The organism is Flavobacterium sufflavum (assembly GCF_004016525.1).
In the GTDB taxonomy this organism is placed as follows: Bacteria; Bacteroidota; Bacteroidia; order Flavobacteriales; family Flavobacteriaceae; genus Flavobacterium; species Flavobacterium sufflavum.
The window spans coordinates 41,121-59,672 of sequence record NZ_SACJ01000008.1; the positions used below are offsets into that span (position 1 = coordinate 41,121).

The following is an 18,552-nucleotide window of genomic DNA, read 5'->3' on the forward strand; positions in this document are numbered from 1 at the left end:
CATCAATTCTTATTAATGATACTATGATGAATATGAGAAATTTTTTGATAATTGCAATCTCTTTAATTGGAGGAGTAGCTTCTTATGCTCAGTCTAATCTGTTGAATGCTAAAATTCCAGAAGAAATTGGACTTAAGACAGCTGCCCAGCTTAATTCAGACAACGATAAGCCATTAGCTTATGGGTATGTACATGATAGAGATGTATTGATGGGTAAAATGGTTTGGGAAATAATCGATTTAAGTGAGAAAATTAATTTTCCGCTTTATTTCCCTATTGATACGGCTAATATTGGTTCAAACAGACGTTCACTTTATGATGTATTGACCAGAGCTATAAAAGAGGAGCGTATCACTGAAGTGTATTCTGATAGTTATTTTAATACTAAAAAAACGTTTAAGGATATTCAGGCTTCATTGAGTCGTATTGATACTACTGATGCGGGTAGAGAGCAAATAAATTCAGGTCAAAAAGCTGTTTCTCAGGAATATATTTTGAAATCAGATTTAACTGCTCAGGATGTTACTCAATATAAAATCAAAGGGTTTTGGTATTTTGACAAACGTCAAAGCGAATTGAAATACCGTTTGCTGGGTATTTGTCCGGTAACACCCGATGTGTACACAATGAATAACGAGGAGAAGGATTATATCGAATTATTTTGGATTTTCTTCCCTGATGCAAGAGAGGTTTTGCATGAAGCCAAAGCTTTTAATGATAAAAATTCGGCAATGCCAATTTCTTTTGATCAAATTTTAAATTCAAGACATTTCAACAGCGTGATTTACAAAGAAGAAAATGTTTATGGTGATAGAGAGATTAAAGAATATATGAAAGACAATGCTCAGAATCAATTACTTGAAGCAGAGCGTGTTAAAGATAAAATCCGTAGTTTTGAATCGGATATGTGGAATTACTAATTTCGATTATAACTTATATAAAGACTCTTACCTAATGGTAAGAGTTTTTTGTTTTCTGTATTTTTGTTTTTATTTAGATAGTATGATTGATTATTTGATAGTGGGGTGTGGACTGGCTGGGATTTCGTTTTCTGAAATTGCTTTGGCAAATAATAAAAGTGTTTTAGTTGTCGATAATGAGTCGCAGAATTCTTCCAAAATTGCGGGTGGTTTGTATAATCCGGTTATTTTAAAGCGTTTTAGTGAAGTTTGGCAAGCCAGGGAACAATTGATTTTAATGAATCAATTTTATGTTGATTTAGAACAAAAACTTAAAATCAAGGTAGATTTTAAAACACCTATTTTACGTAAATTTTTCTCTATTGAAGAACAGAATAATTGGTTTGCAGCTTCTGATAAGCCTGCTTTAGCTCCTTTTTTGTCTACTTCTATAATCACCAAAAAATACGCCGGAATTGATTCACCCTATAATTATGGAGAAGTTTTGCATACAGGCTATGTAGATACAGCATCTTTATTAGAACATTATAAAAAGTGTCTGTTGCAAGAACAGCTTTTGCTTCAGGAATCTTTTGATTATGAAAAGCTAGAAGTTTTATCGGAAGGTATTCGTTATAAAAATATTGAAGCTAGACATATCATTTTTGCTGAAGGTTTTGGTTTACATGCAAATCCTTATTTTAATAATTTGCCTTTGGATGGGACTAAAGGAGAACTTTTTATCATCAAAGCACCTAATTTGGACTTGGATGTTATTGTCAACACCTCTGTATTTATTCTTCCGCTTGGTGATGGATTATTTAAAGTTGGAGCGACTTATAATTGGAAGGACAAAACCGATTTGCCTACCGAAGAAGGAAAACAGGAATTAATAGATCGCATAAAGGAAATTATTAATTGCGAATTTGAAATTGTAACTCATTTTGCAGGTGTGCGGCCTACAGTAAGAGATCGCCGCCCATTAGTGGGAACTCATGCTGATTATAAATCCATTCATGTCTTAAACGGATTAGGAACAAGAGGGGTTATGCTTGGACCGTCTATGGCTAAATCTTTATTCGATGCTATAGAAAATGATATTCCATTGGATAAAGAAATCAACATAAAACGTTTTGAACCAAAGAATAAGAGATAATCTTAAACTTTGGAATCGGGGTCGTAACTGACAAACATGTTAATGTAGAGATTTCGTGAGCCTCTAAGTACTAAAGGATATAAAAGAATAAGTGCACTTACTATGGCAATAAAAGCGGTTTCTATTGACGAATGTAGAAATACATAAGAAATTATGAAAACGGCTATTCCAATAGCAACATTCAGTCCATAACTCACATACATAGCTCCATAAAAAAAGGAAGGTTCTATTTGATACCTAAAACCGCAATGACTACATTTCTCATGCATTTTTAGTGTAGAGAGTAAATTATAGGGATTTTTGTTTAAATACATACTCTCATTCTGACATTTAGGACAAGTTCCTGTTAAAATGCTATTTAGTTTGGATCCTTTTTTTAACATTTGCAAAAATTTTTATCAAAGGTACATTTTTTGAAAAAGTACCGATGTAACATTAGTCACAAAATATGCTTAATATACACAATTTATCGGTTTCGTTTGGTGGTACTTATTTGTTTGAAGAAGTTACCTTTAGATTAGGAGCTGGAGATAGAGTCGGTCTTGTAGGGAAAAATGGTGCTGGAAAATCCACTATGCTTAAAATGTTGGCAAGGGATTTTGCTCCCGATTCTGGAGTTATTTCTCAGGAGAAAGATATTCGAATGGGATTCTTGCGTCAGGATATTGATTTTGATAGAGGAAGAACCGTTCTTGAGGAAGCTTATGAAGCTTTTACCGAGATTAAAATTGTTGAAAAAAAACTGGAAGAAATCAATCATCAATTGGTTACCAGAACTGATTATGAAAGTGAAGAGTACAGTAAAATAATTGAAGATTTATCTGATTATACCCATCGTTTTGATTTATTAGGCGGTTATAATTATGTAGGAGATACCGAAAAAATTCTTTTAGGATTGGGTTTTAAAAGAGAGGTATTCGATAATCAAACCGAAACTTTTTCGGGAGGTTGGAGAATGCGTATTGAGTTAGCTAAATTATTATTGCAAAATAATGATGTTTTGTTGCTGGATGAGCCTACGAATCACCTCGATATTGAAAGTATCATTTGGTTAGAGAATTTCTTGCGTAATTATCCGGGGGTTGTGGTGATTGTATCCCACGATAAAATGTTCTTGGACAATGTAACCAATAGAACTATCGAAATTTCCCTTGGGAAAGCCTACGATTTCAATAAACCTTATTCTCAATATTTGGAATTACGTGAGGAGCTTCGCGAAAAACAATTGGCAACTCAAAAGAATCAACAGAAAAAAATTGAAGAAACTCAGAAACTGATTGACAGATTCCGATATAGCGCTACCAAATCTTCGATGGCGCAGTCTTTAATCAAAAAACTGGATAAAGTAGAGCGAATTGAAGTGGATGAAGACGATAATTCGGTAATGAATATTTCGTTTCCGGTTTCTAAAGAGCCGGGAAAAGTAGTTGTTGAAGCCGAAAATGTAACTAAAGCCTACGGTGAAAAAACAATTTTAAAAGAGATTTCTTTATTGGTGGAACGCGGAAGCAAGATTGCTTTTGTGGGACAAAATGGGCAAGGAAAATCTACTTTTATCAAAGCTTTAGTTAATGAATTTGAATACGAAGGAAATATCAAATTAGGACATAACGTGCAATTAGGGTATTTTGCCCAAAATCAAGCCGAATATTTGGATGGTGAAATTACCTTGTTGCAAACAATGGAAGAAGCTGCAACCGACAATAATCGCTCGAAAGTACGTGATATGTTAGGTTCGTTTTTGTTCCGTGGTGACGATGTAGAAAAAAAGGTAAAAGTCCTTTCAGGAGGTGAGAGAAACCGTCTGGCGTTGTGTAAATTGCTTTTACAGCCTATCAATGTTTTGTTGATGGATGAGCCTACCAATCACCTTGATATTAAGTCTAAGAACGTTTTAAAGGCTGCTTTGCAAAAATTTGGCGGAACTTTATTGCTGGTTTCACACGATAGGGATTTCTTGCAAGGGATGTCTAATATTGTGTACGAGTTTAAAGATCAAAAGATAAAAGAATATTTAGGAGATATCAACTTTTTCCTGGAGCAACGCAATATGGAGAACATGCGTGAAGTAGAGAAAAAAGAGGTGGTTAAAACCGCCGCTCCTAAGGAAAACAAAAAAGTCTCTTACGAAGATCAGAAAAAAGGCAAAACGTTACAGAATCGTTTAAGTAAGATAGAAAGTCAAATCAGTCAATTGGAAAAAGACATTCAGCACGACGATAAAATGTTGGCTTCTAATTATGACAAACACATCGAAGATGCGGCCTTTTTTAAAGCTTACAATAAGAAGAAATCCGATTTAGACCAGCTGTTATCAGATTGGGAAGTTGTTCAGGAAGAAATAGATAGTTTATAATAGAATATTAAATAGGCTTGATTAATTAATCAAGCCTATTTTTTTTGAATGCGCTATGGCTTCTTTACTTTTCTTAAAATAACAAACCTCTACCGAAAGACTTTCCAGATTTTGAAGTGTTTTAATGACTTTCTTTTTTTTGTGTTCGGCAGTTTGCCTAATGTAAATGGCTTGAATAGTTAAAGGGAAAATTTTACTGATAGCTTCATATAAATAAGGATCTTCCTGTGAATCATCGCCAATAAGGACATATTTTAAATTTGGATAAAATTCCAATATGTGTTTTATTTTCTCAAACTTATGGTTGTGTCCGCCTCTTCCGGTCCAGAAAAATTGAGTTAGACTGGTTTTGATATCTTTTAGTAATAAAACCGCTTTGGGTAGCTGATGAATTTCAGTGAATTTAACAATGAAACGATACAGATTCCATTCGCTACTGGAAACATAAAAAAAAGTATTAAGTTCCTGATGATCGTTTCTACCAGATTGACTTAAGGCTTGATAATGAATGGTTACATCTTCAAAAATTTTGCGTCTATTTACATTTCTAAATAATAGATGGTACAATTTTCTTAAAGGATTCAAAGTATAAGAAACTAAAAAGGTATCGTCAATATCGGAGATGATGCCTAAATGATCCACTTTTGGACGAATGTAACTTTCTTTTGCAGAAATGGTTTCGTTTTTATAATTCAAACTCACCTCATATTCTACCCAGCCATAATCGTCCTGATTGAGTGGAATACAAAATTTAAAATAGCCGTCAATAAGTGTTCTGGTATGAATCGTTTTTTGGTTGTGTTCCAAATATATATCGGCATTAGCCCATGTTTTCATCCGGTACATCCCAATAATTGAGCTGGCGTTTTTAAAGTTTTTATCCTGAAAATCGTATTCTACTTTTCTTGTGGGCAAAAAAACATGTCCCATTACAATTAATTCCTGCTCGTTAGCATAACCACGATATAATTTTATGATGGGCTTCATTTATAGCGTTTCTTTTGTAGTGTATTCTAAATTAGTTAATTTTAATGTGAAAAAGAAGTAAAATGCTGAAAAATAATGTGATAATGGTGGTGAATCCTGTTTCGGGAGGACTTGATAAAGCTCTTTTGGTTGATCAGGTGTCGCATTATGCCCAGCAGTTAAATCTAAATTTGATGTGTTTTGAAACCACAGGAGTAAATGATTTAGCGAATATCAGAGAGTATTATAAGCAATTTCATCCTGAACGGGTACTTATAGCCGGAGGCGATGGAACCATAAAAATAGTTGCCGAAGCATTGGAACATGAGGACGTTATTTTTGGGATTTTACCTGTAGGCTCATCTAATGGATTAGCAACCGATTTGGGTTTGGTAAAATCTCCGGATGAGAATATTGCTATCGCGTTTCAAAATCATTTTGTATCAATTGATTGTATCAGGATTAATAACAAAATGTGTATTCATCTTAGTGATTTAGGATTGAATGCTGAGTTGATTAAAAATTATGAAAAGAGTGCCATTAGAGGAAAATTAGGTTATGCTTTACAAGTTTTTAAAACCTTATTGAATGCCGGGAAATCATTTTTAGTACATGCAAAAGTTAATCAGCAATTGATTAAAACTAAAGCAAGAATGATTGTTATTGCCAATTCTCAAAAATATGGAACAGGAGTAATGATTAATCCAATAGGGATTATGGGAGACGGAAAATTTGAGTTGATTATTTTGAAAAAAATAACTTTAGGTATTTTTACAAGGATAGTTTTAGGCAAAATTACAGAGTCATCCAATGCTGTTTTAGTTGTTTCTACCGATAATGCCCATATTGAAATTAATAGACCAATAAACTTTCAAATTGATGGGGAATATTATGGTAAGGAAACAGAACTCCATATAAGTATTTTGCCAAGAAAATTAAAAGTGGCGATGCTCAAAGTGTAGCAGTTATTGAAAAGGATTTCGTTCTTGCCATTCAATTTTGGGTTCAAAATAGCTGAACGTTTTAGATACAAATAGATTGAGGATTGGATTGTTGTGTTTGATAAGTCCAAACATATTTACAGCAGTTGCACCTACTGAACTTTTTATTTCTAATGCTGTTCGGGCAAAAATAATCCGACTGTATTTTTTATTGATAGAATAGCCTATCATGTCATACAGCATATTCAAATAGAGCATTTTTTCTTTTTGGCAATGTTCATCATAACCTAAAAAATAAGTGTCAATATCGGAGTTGTTTTTTATTAAGGTGTTAAAACCAATCAATTTATTGTCGTCGAAATAACCATAAAATAAAAACTTGTCTTTTAAGTTTTTCTTGAATGTTTCAAAGTGATTTTCATCCAGATAAAAGGTGTTAAAAGCTGCTTTTTGGGCAACATTTAGATACAAATCATGGATGCGGTCTTTGTGTTTCTGAATGTCTTCGAGACTCATTTTTTGTTTGATTACCTCCGAAGATTTTTTACGGGCTCTTTTGTATTGATCTCTGTATTTCTTGTTTTTATTGGCTACGTAATCGTCAAAAATCTGCCAGGAATCCCTAATATTAAAAATCATATTGGGTTGGGTGGAAAATCTGTAAAAAGAATCGAATTCAGGAGAGTTAAAAATTTTAAGTTCTTTTTCTGAAAAGTCTTTGAAAATAGTAAGATGGGGCTTGTGTCCCTGTTTTTTAAAATTATTTTCTAATGCTTCGGTGGCTTCTTTTAGGAGTTTGATGACTTTTTTTGGTGGATTTTTTTTATTGAAAGCAAAGGCATTTTGTCCTGTTAGCATATTGTTGCCAATTATTAATACTTTAGAACCAAATTGCTTGAAAACAAAATTCCGGATTTTAGTTCTCAAACAATTGTCTCTGTCACCAAAAGAAGGTATCTGACTCAAATCTAAAAATTGAGAAACAGCAATGCCTATGATTTCTTCGTTGTTAAATAAACCAATAAAGTGGCAAGTCATGTTATCAGGAGCGGCAGTTTCCAGAATTTTTAAGTACTCGCGATTAAGAAAAATATTATTTGTTGCCAAAAAATCCCATTGTGATGGTATGCTTTGGACAGAATTGTATATTTTAAATGAAAATTTTGAGTTCAATTCTTATGAGATTTGTTTTATCGAAGGTACTATTTTAAGTTAGTTTAGAGGTTTAAAAGTAGAAAAATAACTAAATTTATTAAAAAAGAATATTATGGAAATTTATGATAAAAATACAGCGGAAAAGGCTTTAGCAGAATTGGAAAATTGGTCTTTTAATAATGATGGAATTGAGAAAAAATTTCAGTTTAAAAATTTTAGTCAGGCACTTGCTTTCATTGTCAGGGTAGGATTATTGGCAGAAAGTAAAAATCACCATCCCGAATTGTTTAATGTGTATAATAAAGTCAATATTCGATTATCAACACACGACGCTAATGGAGTTACTGATAAGGACTTTGATTTAGCGAAAGCAATAGAAAAATTGTTTTAAAAAAAGCTCCTCAGTTCAATAATTTGTGTGAGGAGCTTTTGTATGTTTTATTGCCAGGCACAGATAATTCCGCCCATAATCATGAAGCAGATAATCCAGTAACCGCTATTAATAAAGGTATATTTCCAACTTTTTCTTTCAAATAAAGCATTTGTGGCAATCATTGGAAAAGCCAGAAAAAGACCTGTAAGAAAACCGTGGAAAGCTCCGTGTTTGAATGTTCTAAAAGCTGTACCATAATCAGCCATGAATGCGGTGTAAGATGGTTTTGCTGTGGCTACATTTCCTCCGGTCATGCTAAAAGCTCCCCATTGGTGAATGGTTAAAAATTGGATAATCATAGCGATTAAAAAGGCAAAAAATACAGCCATTAAAAAAATTACAGGCATATTGGCTCCTTTCAATTTTTCTTCGGTCAATCCGGATTCTTTCATCCATATTGTTCCAAATACTTTTGGGTTGTACCAAATGAATCCTACAATTAATGTTGATAATGCAGCTACAAATAAAGCTAAGAAGTTAATTTCCATATCGTTGGTTTTTTTGATTAGTAACTCAAATATAGATAAAAAAACTTTAATTGGTTTTGTGGTTTTTTGTAAGATTATTATTCTTTAAAATAAATAAATGATGTATTTAGTCGATTTTTTTGGTATTTAAACTGTATTTTGTATTATATTTATTCATGTAAAATAAAAATGTGGGAGAGATGAAAAATATATTTACTTTATTTTTAACAATTTTGGCTTCATTTTCAATGATGGCTAATGTGACATTTTCTGATAAAGAAATTCTTGTAAAATTTTATGAATCTACTAATGGTAGCCAATGGAAAGTGAAATGGGATTTATCTAAACCTATTGCTAGCTGGTCAGGTGTAAAAGTAGAAAATGATAAAGTGGTTGCTTTGGATTTACAGGATAATAATTTAGTTGGTGCAATTCCGGCTGAGTTAGGAGACTTGAAAAATTTACAAGAATTGAATTTGCATAAAAATCATTTATCAGGAACTATTCCTGCAAGTTTAGGTAACTTGAAGGAATTAAAAGTTTTAGACTTGTCTTTTAATAGTTTATCGGATGCTATTCCTGATACTATATGTAATTTGAGCAATTTGAAAACTTTAGAATTGTATATGAATAAACTTTCGGGTTCTTTACCAGCTAATATAGGTAATCTACAAAATTTAGAGACTTTAGCCGTGTTTAATAATGAAATCGAAGGAGCAATTCCTGTTTCGTTTTATCAAATGAAATCCTTAAAAACGGTATTGTTGAATAGCAACAAACTAAGTGGAACTTTAAGTCAGGACATTGCTAATTTAACACAATTGACAAATTTAAGTTTGTTTGAAAATAATTTTGCAGGTCAGGTGCCATTAGCCCTTGAAAAGTTGAATGCTTTAAAGGAAATGAATATTTCTTATAATAAATTTAATGGTTTAGTGACTAAAAAGTTAGCTATGTTAGATACTCTTAATATGACTATGATTAATGAGAGTGGTGTGGCTTATTTAATGAATGTTGCTGTTGAAATAGATAAAAGACCTATAGTGTCTGAAGAATAATAAGTTTTTTGGTTGTTTTAAATTAATTGTGTGTTTTTTTTATTAAGTTAGTTTTATAATAAGTTTAGTGTTTGAAAACCTGTGAAGAAATACTTTACAGGTTTTTTTATTCTTCTGTCTGGTTTAAACACCGCTGAAAGCACTAAAACCTCCATCTACAGGAAGCACTATTCCGGTGATGAACTTAGAGGCTTCACTGCATAAAAAGTGAATAGCGCCAGCTAATTCATCTGCTTCTCCAAATCGTTTCATTGGGGTGTTGTTAATGATGCTATTTCCTCTTTGAGAGTAAGTACCGTCTTCATTAGTTAATAGTCTTCGGTTTTGATTTCCAATAAAAAAGCCTGGAGCTATTGCGTTTACCCGGATTTTATCGCTGAATTTTGTTGCCATTTCTACAGCCATCCATCTTGTGAAATTTTCCATTGCAGCTTTTGACGCCGAATAACCTACTACACGGGTTACCGCTCTTTCAACTGTCATGGACGAAAAATTAATAATGATTCCTTCTTTTTGTTTGGCCATGAGTTCACCAAAAACGATAGATGGTATTACAGTACCGTTTAAGTTTAAATCGGTCACAGTTTGAAAAGCATCTATTGATAAATCAAAAATCGTTTGGTCTTCATTTATGGTTGCCCCCGGCATGTTTCCGCCTGCGGCATTCAATAAGACATCTACTTTCCCATAGTGCGATATAATGTTGTTTTTGGCTCCTTCTAATGATTCTTTGTCAAGAACGTTTGCCTCAACTCCTAATGCATCATAACCATTTTCTTTAAGTGCAGCAACGCTTTTATCTATTGTTTCCTGATTTCTTCCTAAGATGACAACTTTTGCGCCTGAAGCAGCTAAATGTTTAGCAACTGAACACCCAAGAACTCCGGTTCCTCCTGTGATTACGGCAACTTTGTCTTTAATGTCAAATAAATTCATTTTTGTAATTTTTAAGGTTTGTGTAGTCGTTTATTATAAAAAGCTGTGTAAATTATATAAGATTCACACAGCTTTTAAAAAAATAATAATAGGGTTTGTTTTAAAATTTCCACCTAACAAAAGCTTCCATTGCAGCATAATTAGATAAACCTAATTGGTCATATAATTCGGCTGTTTCTTTGTTTCGGTCTTCGGCTCTTTGCCAAAATTCCCTGGCATCGGTGCCTTGAAATACTACACCGTCTTTTTGGGATTGATGTTTAAAAATTCCGTGTCTTTTAGCTAAAACCTGGTCTGGACTCATTGGAACAGCCATTTCTATTTCGTCAATTCCCCATTCCTGCCAAGCACCACGATAGAGCCACAACCAGCAATCATTCATAAAATCTTTTGATTTTAGATTTTTTACTGCTTCAAGAATAGCATCTAAGCATACTTTGTGTGTTCCGTGTGGATCGGCAAGATCACCTGCAGCAAAAATTTGATGTGGTTTTATCTTCTCGATAAGATCCATTGTTAATTGGATATCAGCTGTGCTTAATGGCTTTTTTTCGATGGTTCCGGTTTCATAAAACGGAAGGTCCATAAAATGAATTTGCTCGTCGGTTAAACCCACAAAATGGCTTGTTGCTCGTGCTTCTCCTTTTCTGATAAGACCTTTTAGGTTTCGAACTTCAGGAATGTCTTTCTGGCTCGTTTTTTTATTGATTAGGAATTCGTGTGCTTTGTTATAAATTGTATCTGCTTCAGGGCTCTCGATGTTGAATTTTTCGTTGTAATCGCATACAAATCGAGCAAATCTTTCGGCTTCACTATCGGCTACAGCAATATTTCCAGAAGTTTGATAAGCCACATGAACTTCGTGTCCTTGTTCTTGCAAACGCATAAAAGTACCTCCCATACTGATGATGTCGTCATCCGGATGTGGACTAAAGATAAGTACTCTTTTTCTGGCTGGTTCAGCGCGTTCAGGTCTATTGCTATCATCGGCATTGGGTTTTCCACCTGGCCAGCCTGTTATAGTATGCTGTAATTTGTCAAATATACGGATGTTGATGTTGTAAGCAGGACCTAAATCGGCTAGTAAATCACTCATTCCGTTTTCGATATAATCGGCATCAGTAAGTCTAAGAATTGGTTTCTTTAAATCAAGAGCCATTCTTAAAACGGCTTTTCGGGTCAATTGATCGGTCCAGACAATTTTTTCAACCAGCCAAGGTGTATTGATTCTGGTCAGCTTAGAAGCCGCTCCCTGGTCTAAAATAAAAACAGCATTATTGTGTTCTTGTAAGAAGGAAGCGGGAACGAGATTAGTAACAGTTCCTTCAGCAGATGCTTTGACAATGTTGGATTTCCCTTCGCCCCAAGCTAATAAAATGACTCTTTTGGCTTCCATTATTTTTTTTACTCCTAAGGTAATGGCTGTTCGGGGAGTGTTGTTTAAACCTGAGAAGTCTTTACTTGCTGCAACTCTTGTGATATGATCTAAGGCTACTAATCTTGTCTTTGAATTTTGTAAGGAACCAGATTCGTTGAAACCAATATGTCCGTTACCTCCAATTCCCAGAATTTGCAAATCGATTCCTCCTAAGGCTTCTATTTTTTCTTCATATTGGGCGCAATAATCCTGAATTTCTTCTTTAGACAAAGTTCCATCAGGGATATTATAATTTTCAGGTAAAATATCTACCTGATCTAATAAGAGTTCTTTCATAAATCGGACGTAACTATTTATAGAATCCGGTTCCATTGGGTAATATTCGTCCAAATTGAAAGTAATAACGTTTTTAAAACTAAGACCTTCTTCTTTGTGCATGCGTACTAATTCGGCATACAATCCTTTAGGGGAAGATCCTGTTGCCAGTCCAAGAACACAGGATTCCTGCAGTTCCTGTTTTGATCTAATTAATGCCGCAATCTCGTGAGCGACGGCTATAGAGGCTGTTTTTGAATTTTCGAAAACAACGGTATTAATGTTTTCAAATCTTTTTTCAAATCCTGTGGCTTTGTCTATGCTGCTTTTTATCATTGAAATTTTTTTTTCTTGTTATTTTGAAAATGAAGTAAATACTATACTAAGATAGCATGATATAAATTAATACGGTTAAGAAGACTAAAATAGTTCCAGCTAAATTCATTCCTGACCATGATTTTTCATGGCTTTTAGATAATTCTTCTTCGTATTGAGTGTTTGATTGTGAGGTAGTATATAGTTTTGAAACGACTAACATGATGATAAAATTTAAAACAAATTCGATTCCCCATAAATGTATAAAGTGAATGTTAAGCTTAAATACAAATGAGGTTAAGATGTAGAATACAAACCCAAAAAATAATCCGGCTTTTGCACCTACAGTATTAATTTGTTTAAAAAATAATCCTGCAACTAAAATAGATGAAATAGGAATGAAAAAGATTCCGTTTAATTGCTGTAAAAGAAAATACAGTCCTGAAGGGGCATAAGCCATTAATGGCGCAACAGAAATGGATAAAACAGCAAGAATTGCAGAGGATATTTTACCATAGTAAGCCAGTTTTTCATCGGTAGCATTTTTATTAAAAGTCTTCTTGTAGATGTCTATACAAAAGATGGTGCTGGCCGAATTTAAGATGCTGTTAAAAGTACTCAGTACGGCTCCTAATATTACTGCGGCAAAAAAGCCATAGAGATAGGTAGGAAGTACTTTTTTTACTAAAAGCGGGTAAATTAAATCAGGTTTGGCATAATATTCTTCCTGAAAATAATAAAAACCAATTAATCCCGGAAGAACGATAATAAGTGGCATTAATAATTTGAAAACCCCGGTAATGATTAAGCCTTTTTGGGCTTCAACTAAATTTTTGGCACCAAAGGCTCTTTGGATAATGGTTTGATTCATTCCCCAAAAATAGATTTGGTTAATCATAAGTCCGGTAAAAAGAGTGGAGAAGGGCAGGATAGAATCTTCACTTCCTATAATGTCAAACTTTTTTGGAGCAAAATGATAAATGCTGCTTACGCCATTAAAAATATTTCCTTTGCCAATTTGGTATAATGCTATGGCAGGAACTAATAAGCCTCCAAGCATCAATCCGATTCCGTTAAGGGAGTCAGAGAAAGCAATGGCTTTTAAACCACCAAAAATGGAGTAGGCTGAACCCATGATACCAATAGCCAGAACGGTATAAATTAAGGATTGTTCTTTAGAAATGGAAAATACAGTCGAGAAATCAAAAATACTTTCGATATTAATAGCTCCTGAATATAAAATAATAGGCAATAAGGTAACCACAAATGAACTCATCAATAAAAAAGCGACGATGGAGCGAATGCTCGAATCAAATCGTTTTTCCAGAAACTCCGGAATTGTGGTGAGTTTCATTTTCATAAAACGCGGAATGATGTATATTGCCGCTATAACTAAGGCTATTGCTGAGGTGACCTCCCAGGCAATAACGATAATTCCGTTTTTATACGAACTTCCATTCATTCCTATTAAATGTTCGGTAGAAATATTAGTCAGGAGCATTGAGCCTGCAATTACAGGTGCGGTTAAGCTTTTCCCTGCAAAAAAATATCCATTTGAAGTGTCAAGCTTAACTTTTCGGAGTTTATAACTGGTATAAAAAAGAACTAGGAATGTGAATCCAAAAAAGCCTAAATATGAGTATAACATATCAAATGGATATTATAAGTTATGGAAGAAAAGCTTTTAGAATTTTAGTTTAGCGGGTAAATACTTAGCAACTAATTCTTCATAATAAGGTCTCAATGCTTTTGAATCGGGTTTAACTGGTGCTTTGGTATATAAATCATAAGGATTGAATTTCTTTACCCATTCAAACATTTCAATATCGTGTTCTGTCATTAAATGTGTATAAGCATTTTCTCTGTGTTGCGAATAAAAAGAGTGGTAACGAATCATGTATAAAGCAGGTTCAGGCAAATAATCTTTCAGGATTTGGTATAGATATTCGTCATGTCCCCAGCTCATTTTTACCTTGTCTAATCCGCAGTTTGGAGAGTAAACCCCGTACTTTGTATTGTATTTTTCGTTTGTGCTATCCGGATTTGCTACAAAAAACTCCGGATAAACTATTTTATCTGAAAATTTACATCCTACCGGGAAAGTATCTCCTACAACCGCCCATTGAGGTTCTCCAAATAAGCATAATACTTTACCAATATCGTGCAGGAATCCTGTAAGTACAAACCAGTCAGGGTGACCATCGGCACGGATAGCTTCAGATGTTTGCAGTAAGTGTTGGAATTGGTCTAAGTCAATATCCGGGTCGCTATCGTCAACTAAGGTATTCAAGAAATCTACAGCTTCCCATAATGACATTTCTTTTCGGTCAAATTTCAGGAACTCTTTTTCTTTCTCGCATACAAAATCATAGGTTTGATAGGTATGGTTTATTCGGTAAAACTCTCTTACTGTTTCTACTCTTTCTGAATCGACATAATTGCGGAATTCTTCTTTTTCTTTAGTTTCTAAAGAAGGATCAGGATAACGTTCAATTAAGTTTTCTTCCCAATCATCAATTTGGTGCATTGGATTATTGAATTTGTCGGAGGTGTTAGCGTTTTCCATATAAGTTCTATTTTATAATATTTTGGTTAATGTTGAATTTTTTAGAAGAGTACAATTATTGGGTTAATTGTGAATTTCAAAATTACGCAGATACTATTTTTTTAAAATGGATAAATGCTCCAAAAATATGGATGAATTTACCACAGCATCAAATTTTTATTAGATAAATTATATTATATGTATTTAATGATATTTTTTTTGATTCTTATATAAGGAGGTGTTTTTTTGTTTGATACCCTTGTTAAGTGAAATATAGAGCCAAGAATAGTAGGTTTAGAATAGTTGAGATAAGCAAAGGGCTTTGAAAAATGGATTTTAGGTTTTTTTAATGTTAAAAAAGGATGTTTAAAATTAACTTAAAAACTTATTGGTGAAATGACAAGGTTAAATTGGCTAAAGGCTTGTAGGTTAAGGAAAAGTGTTGGTGATAACTTAAAAAAATAACGAATTAAAAGCGGTAAATGCATTTTTTGACCGCTTTTTTTGTGGGTTTTTGATTGGATTTTATATGTTTTTGACGAATTTATCCATTCCAAGCCGGAACCGAACTGTTAATTTTACCATAATATTATTAACTAATACTAATTAAAAATGAAAAAAACCAAATTCAAATTATTGACGTTATTTTTCTTGATAGCGTTTTCAATTAATTCGTGGGCGCAAAAAACACAGGTGTCTGGTAAGGTAGTAGATGATCAAAACATGCCTTTACCTGGAGCAAATGTAATAGAAAGCGGCACGAAAAACGGTGTTACGACTGATTTTGATGGTAAATTCAAACTTGATGTTTCAAAACCTAATGCTGTCTTGTCAGTTTCTTATGTTGGTTTTGCAGACCAAAGCATCAAACTAAGTGGTTCTAAAACTAATTTAACCGTTAAATTAGTGTCAGGAGCTAATGCTCTAGAGCAAGTTGTTGTAGTAGGATATGGTAAAAGTTCACGTAAAAACTTAACCAGTGCTGTTACATCAGTTAAGGCAGAAGCATTAAACCGTGGAGCTATTAGTGATGTGGGGCAGTTATTACAAGGTAAATCTTCGGGTTTGAATATTTCTGCCAGTGGAGACCCTAACCGTAAGGCTTCTGTAGTATTGCGTGGAGCTTCTACATTAAATAGTTCTCAAGGTCCTTTTTATGTAGTGGATGGAGTACCTGGGGTTGATATTTCATTGGTTTCGCCGGATGATATTGCTACTATTGATGTACTTAAAGATGCTGCTGCTACAGCTATCTATGGTAACCGTGCTGCAAATGGGGTGATTATGGTAACTACTAAAAAAGGAAGTAAAGAAAAAGCGCAAATTAGTTATAGTTCATATGTAGGATTTGAAAAAGTTTCTAATCAGTTGGATATGATGAATGCTTCTCAATTAAGAGCTTTTGTTACTAAAAACAATCTTGCTTTTACTCCTGAAAATGATAAAGGTGCGGATACAAACTGGCAAAAAGAAATCTTACGTTCAGGTGCACTTTCTACAAGCCATAATTTATCTATAAGTGGTGGTGGAGAACATGGAAATTACATGGCTAGTTTAACAACTTTAAACAGAGAAGGGGTTATCTTAACAAGTGATTTTTCTCGTGTTATTGCGCATTTGGCTATTGAGCAATATGCTTTTAATGATAATGTGAAATTTGGATTAAATGTTTCTAATTCAAATACTAATGCACAAAACGTTGCACAACGTAATACAGTACTTTTACAGGCGGTAAATCACTTACCTGTTTCACCTGTTAAAAATGCAGATGGAACTTATTTTGAGAACTTTATCAGTACCGGATATTTCAACCCGCTAGCTTTGATTAATCACGGTGATGATGATACTAAGACAAGTAATTTAGTTGGAAATTTTACAACAGAAATTAAGTTGCCTTTTGGTTTAAAATATAACTTAAACTTAGCTTATCAAAAATCAACTACATTACACGGAGAGTTCTATGACAGCTATTACCAAAAATATAATAGTGCAAACTTTTACAACAACCCTGATCCACCAGCGGTACACTCTTTAATCAACTTTGGTACTAATGGTTCGGCATTAAGAAATACTTATACTAATACTAATAATATTATTGAAAGTTTCCTTACTTGGGATAAAACATTTGGAAATCATAAAATTAATGCTGTATTAGGGTACTCTTGGCAGGAAGATGTTTTAGGAGATGGATTCCAGGCTACAACAACTAATTTCCCGGTTGATAACGTAAGTTATAACAACTTAGCTTTAAGTAACTATTCTTCAGTATCAGGTTATAGAGTGGATTTTGGAAGTAGTACTGCTTATCAAAAAACACGTTTAGTTTCTGATTTCTTCCGTTTGAATTATAACTATAATGATAAATACCTTTTACAAGGGTCTATAAGAAGAGACGGAGGTTCAGTGTTTGGTGTTAATAACAGATGGGGTTATTTCCCTTCTATCGGTGGAGCCTGGAGAGTTGATAAAGAAGGCTTCATGCAAAATCAAGGTGTTTTTGAGGATTTGAAATTACGTGCAAGTTACGGGGTAACAGGAAACTCTTCTGGATTTAATGCTTATACAGCTCAATTTATCTCAGGAAGTTTAGGAACTTTCTATAATAATGGTCAACAAATTGGAGCTTATGGTCCTAATCAGGCTGCTAACCCTGATTTACAATGGGAAAAAACATCTACAGCTAACATAGGTCTTGATTTTACAGTTTTAAAAGGAAAATTATCTGGGTCTGTTGATCTTTATGACAAGAGAACCACAGGGATGATTACCAGTTATAGTGTGAATCCTATTCTTGTACCAATTGGATCAATTGTGGCAAATGGTGGAAGTATGTCTAATAAAGGAATTGAGGTGAGTTTAAATGCTACTCCGGTACAAACTAAAAACTTTACCTGGTCAACAGGAATGAATGCTTCACACAATAAAAATGTGATCACTAAATTGACTAATCCATTTTTCATTGGAGGAGATTCGATTCGTAGAGTTCAACCAGAAGGAGGCGGTCAAACAGGTAGTACGTTGCAAATTTTAAAAGAAGGAAAACCATTGGGACAATTTTTTACGCTTGAATATGCAGGAAAAAATGCTAACGGAATTTCTCAATATGTAGCAAAAGATGGAAGTTTAACAACTACACCTGCTATTGGAACTGATTACCATTATGCAGGTAGTGCACAACCAAAATTATTATTGGGTTGGTCTAATGATTTTAAATATAAAAACTTTGATTTGAACATTTTCATTCGTGGAGTATTTGGTAACAAAATTTTCAATGCTACCCGCGCCGATTTGTTTAGACCTGCTACTGCTATGACTACTAATATTTTAGTTGATGTAGAAAATGAGTCTCCAAGTGATTTGAATTCATTTAAGTATTCAAGTCGTTTTATTGAAGATGGAAGTTACATTCGTTTAGATAATGCCACTTTAGGTTATAATTTCCCTCAAATTCATAAATACATTAAAAGCTTACGTATTTATAGTACAGTAAACAATTTATTTGTAATTACTAAATACTCAGGAATTGATCCGGAGGTTGAACAAGGTGGTACTGCTCCTGGTGTAGATTCAAATAACTTTTATCCAAAAACAAGAACTGTATTGTTTGGTTTAAAAGCTAGTTTCTAAGAATT

At 33.6% G+C, this 18,552-nt stretch carries 15 protein-coding genes; 7 read left to right on the top strand and 8 right to left on the bottom strand.

Translation table 11 applies throughout. The features are described 5' to 3' along the window. The first annotated feature begins 26 nt into the window (after positions 1-26). Together porN and EOD40_RS12725 are read left to right on the top strand one after the other, a co-directional pair. Positions 27-920 (top strand): type IX secretion system ring subunit PorN/GldN, encoded by an 894-nt coding sequence (gene porN / locus EOD40_RS12720; protein WP_128196313.1) that lies wholly within the window; start codon positions 27-29, stop codon positions 918-920. 82 nt (positions 921-1,002) lie between these two features. Continuing rightward, positions 1,003-2,055 (top strand): NAD(P)/FAD-dependent oxidoreductase, encoded by a 1,053-nt coding sequence (locus EOD40_RS12725; RefSeq protein WP_128196113.1) that lies wholly within the window; start codon positions 1,003-1,005, stop codon positions 2,053-2,055. 2 nt (positions 2,056-2,057) lie between these two features. On the opposite strand, the gene EOD40_RS12730 is transcribed toward EOD40_RS12725, so the two are convergent. Continuing rightward, the gene (locus EOD40_RS12730) at positions 2,058-2,438 is read right to left on the bottom strand and encodes a DUF983 domain-containing protein (protein WP_128196115.1); all 381 of its coding nucleotides are present in this window, start codon (positions 2,436-2,438) and stop codon (positions 2,058-2,060) included. Between the two features lie 65 nt (positions 2,439-2,503). Here EOD40_RS12730 and EOD40_RS12735 point away from each other — a divergent pair, with 65 nt between their 5' ends. Beyond that, positions 2,504-4,411, top strand: coding sequence for an ABC-F family ATP-binding cassette domain-containing protein (locus EOD40_RS12735; RefSeq protein WP_128196117.1), 1,908 nt, complete (start codon positions 2,504-2,506; stop codon positions 4,409-4,411). Between the two features lie 21 nt (positions 4,412-4,432). Here the strand turns inward: EOD40_RS12735 and EOD40_RS12740 are convergent, their stop codons facing one another. Then, positions 4,433-5,398, bottom strand: a complete 966-nt coding sequence (locus tag EOD40_RS12740) for an App1 family protein (RefSeq protein ID WP_128196119.1) — start codon at positions 5,396-5,398, stop codon at positions 4,433-4,435. Positions 5,399-5,460: 62 nt separating this feature from the next. Between EOD40_RS12740 and EOD40_RS12745 the strand changes: the two genes are divergently transcribed. Next, positions 5,461-6,339 carry a diacylglycerol/lipid kinase family protein gene (locus tag EOD40_RS12745; protein WP_317127913.1) on the top strand — a complete coding sequence of 293 codons (879 nt, stop codon included), beginning with the start codon at positions 5,461-5,463 and terminating at the stop codon, positions 6,337-6,339. 3 nt (positions 6,340-6,342) lie between these two features. On the opposite strand, the gene EOD40_RS12750 is transcribed toward EOD40_RS12745, so the two are convergent. Beyond that, on the bottom strand, positions 6,343-7,425 hold the full coding sequence (locus EOD40_RS12750; protein ID WP_317127914.1) for an 8-amino-7-oxononanoate synthase: 1,083 nt from the start codon (positions 7,423-7,425) through the stop codon (positions 6,343-6,345). 160 nt (positions 7,426-7,585) lie between these two features. Here EOD40_RS12750 and EOD40_RS12755 point away from each other — a divergent pair, with 160 nt between their 5' ends. Then, on the top strand, positions 7,586-7,864 hold the full coding sequence (locus tag EOD40_RS12755) for a 4a-hydroxytetrahydrobiopterin dehydratase (RefSeq protein ID WP_128196123.1): 279 nt from the start codon (positions 7,586-7,588) through the stop codon (positions 7,862-7,864). Positions 7,865-7,911: 47 nt separating this feature from the next. On the opposite strand, the gene EOD40_RS12760 is transcribed toward EOD40_RS12755, so the two are convergent. Further along, positions 7,912-8,394 carry a DUF1761 domain-containing protein gene (locus EOD40_RS12760; RefSeq protein WP_128196125.1) on the bottom strand — a complete coding sequence of 161 codons (483 nt, stop codon included), beginning with the start codon at positions 8,392-8,394 and terminating at the stop codon, positions 7,912-7,914. 179 nt (positions 8,395-8,573) lie between these two features. On the opposite strand from EOD40_RS12760, the gene EOD40_RS12765 reads away from it, so the two are divergent. Continuing rightward, positions 8,574-9,431 (top strand): leucine-rich repeat domain-containing protein, encoded by an 858-nt coding sequence (locus EOD40_RS12765; RefSeq protein ID WP_128196126.1) that lies wholly within the window; start codon positions 8,574-8,576, stop codon positions 9,429-9,431. A 123-nt stretch (positions 9,432-9,554) separates the two neighbouring features. Here the strand turns inward: EOD40_RS12765 and EOD40_RS12770 are convergent, their stop codons facing one another. The 4 genes from EOD40_RS12770 to EOD40_RS12785 all read right to left on the bottom strand — a co-directional run bounded on the left by EOD40_RS12770 (position 9,555) and on the right by EOD40_RS12785 (position 14,941). Continuing rightward, on the bottom strand, positions 9,555-10,367 hold the full coding sequence (locus EOD40_RS12770; protein ID WP_128196128.1) for an SDR family oxidoreductase: 813 nt from the start codon (positions 10,365-10,367) through the stop codon (positions 9,555-9,557). Between the two features lie 100 nt (positions 10,368-10,467). Beyond that, entirely contained in the window at positions 10,468-12,396 is a 1,929-nt protein-coding gene (gene nagB, locus EOD40_RS12775; RefSeq protein ID WP_128196130.1) for a glucosamine-6-phosphate deaminase, read from the bottom strand. A 46-nt stretch (positions 12,397-12,442) separates the two neighbouring features. Further along, complete coding sequence (locus EOD40_RS12780; RefSeq protein ID WP_128196132.1) at positions 12,443-14,023, bottom strand: solute:sodium symporter family transporter; 1,581 nt, start codon at positions 14,021-14,023, stop codon at positions 12,443-12,445. Positions 14,024-14,059: 36 nt separating this feature from the next. Beyond that, positions 14,060-14,941: an inositol oxygenase family protein gene (locus EOD40_RS12785; protein WP_128196133.1), complete on the bottom strand. Its 882-nt coding sequence runs from the start codon at positions 14,939-14,941 to the stop codon at positions 14,060-14,062. 591 nt (positions 14,942-15,532) lie between these two features. Between EOD40_RS12785 and EOD40_RS12790 the strand changes: the two genes are divergently transcribed. Then, positions 15,533-18,547, top strand: a complete 3,015-nt coding sequence (locus EOD40_RS12790) for a SusC/RagA family TonB-linked outer membrane protein (protein ID WP_128196135.1) — start codon at positions 15,533-15,535, stop codon at positions 18,545-18,547. Positions 18,548-18,552: the final 5 nt, after the last annotated feature.

Excerpts from the sequence above, each read along its gene's own strand:
- porN (WP_128196313.1), top strand. The coding sequence starts at position 27 with ATGAATATGAGAAATTTTTTGATAATTGCAATCTCTTTAATTGGAGGA.
- EOD40_RS12725 (WP_128196113.1), top strand. The coding sequence starts at position 1,003 with ATGATTGATTATTTGATAGTGGGGTGTGGACTGGCTGGGATTTCGTTT.
- EOD40_RS12730 (WP_128196115.1), bottom strand. The coding sequence starts at position 2,438 with ATGTTAAAAAAAGGATCCAAACTAAATAGCATTTTAACAGGAACTTGT.
- EOD40_RS12735 (WP_128196117.1), top strand. The coding sequence starts at position 2,504 with ATGCTTAATATACACAATTTATCGGTTTCGTTTGGTGGTACTTATTTG.
- EOD40_RS12740 (WP_128196119.1), bottom strand. The coding sequence starts at position 5,398 with ATGAAGCCCATCATAAAATTATATCGTGGTTATGCTAACGAGCAGGAA.
- EOD40_RS12745 (WP_317127913.1), top strand. The coding sequence starts at position 5,461 with ATGCTGAAAAATAATGTGATAATGGTGGTGAATCCTGTTTCGGGAGGA.
- EOD40_RS12755 (WP_128196123.1), top strand. The coding sequence starts at position 7,586 with ATGGAAATTTATGATAAAAATACAGCGGAAAAGGCTTTAGCAGAATTG.
- EOD40_RS12760 (WP_128196125.1), bottom strand. The coding sequence starts at position 8,394 with ATGGAAATTAACTTCTTAGCTTTATTTGTAGCTGCATTATCAACATTA.
- EOD40_RS12765 (WP_128196126.1), top strand. The coding sequence starts at position 8,574 with ATGAAAAATATATTTACTTTATTTTTAACAATTTTGGCTTCATTTTCA.
- EOD40_RS12770 (WP_128196128.1), bottom strand. The coding sequence starts at position 10,367 with ATGAATTTATTTGACATTAAAGACAAAGTTGCCGTAATCACAGGAGGA.
- nagB (WP_128196130.1), bottom strand. The coding sequence starts at position 12,396 with ATGATAAAAAGCAGCATAGACAAAGCCACAGGATTTGAAAAAAGATTT.
- EOD40_RS12780 (WP_128196132.1), bottom strand. The coding sequence starts at position 14,023 with ATGTTATACTCATATTTAGGCTTTTTTGGATTCACATTCCTAGTTCTT.
- EOD40_RS12785 (WP_128196133.1), bottom strand. The coding sequence starts at position 14,941 with ATGGAAAACGCTAACACCTCCGACAAATTCAATAATCCAATGCACCAA.
- EOD40_RS12790 (WP_128196135.1), top strand. The coding sequence starts at position 15,533 with ATGAAAAAAACCAAATTCAAATTATTGACGTTATTTTTCTTGATAGCG.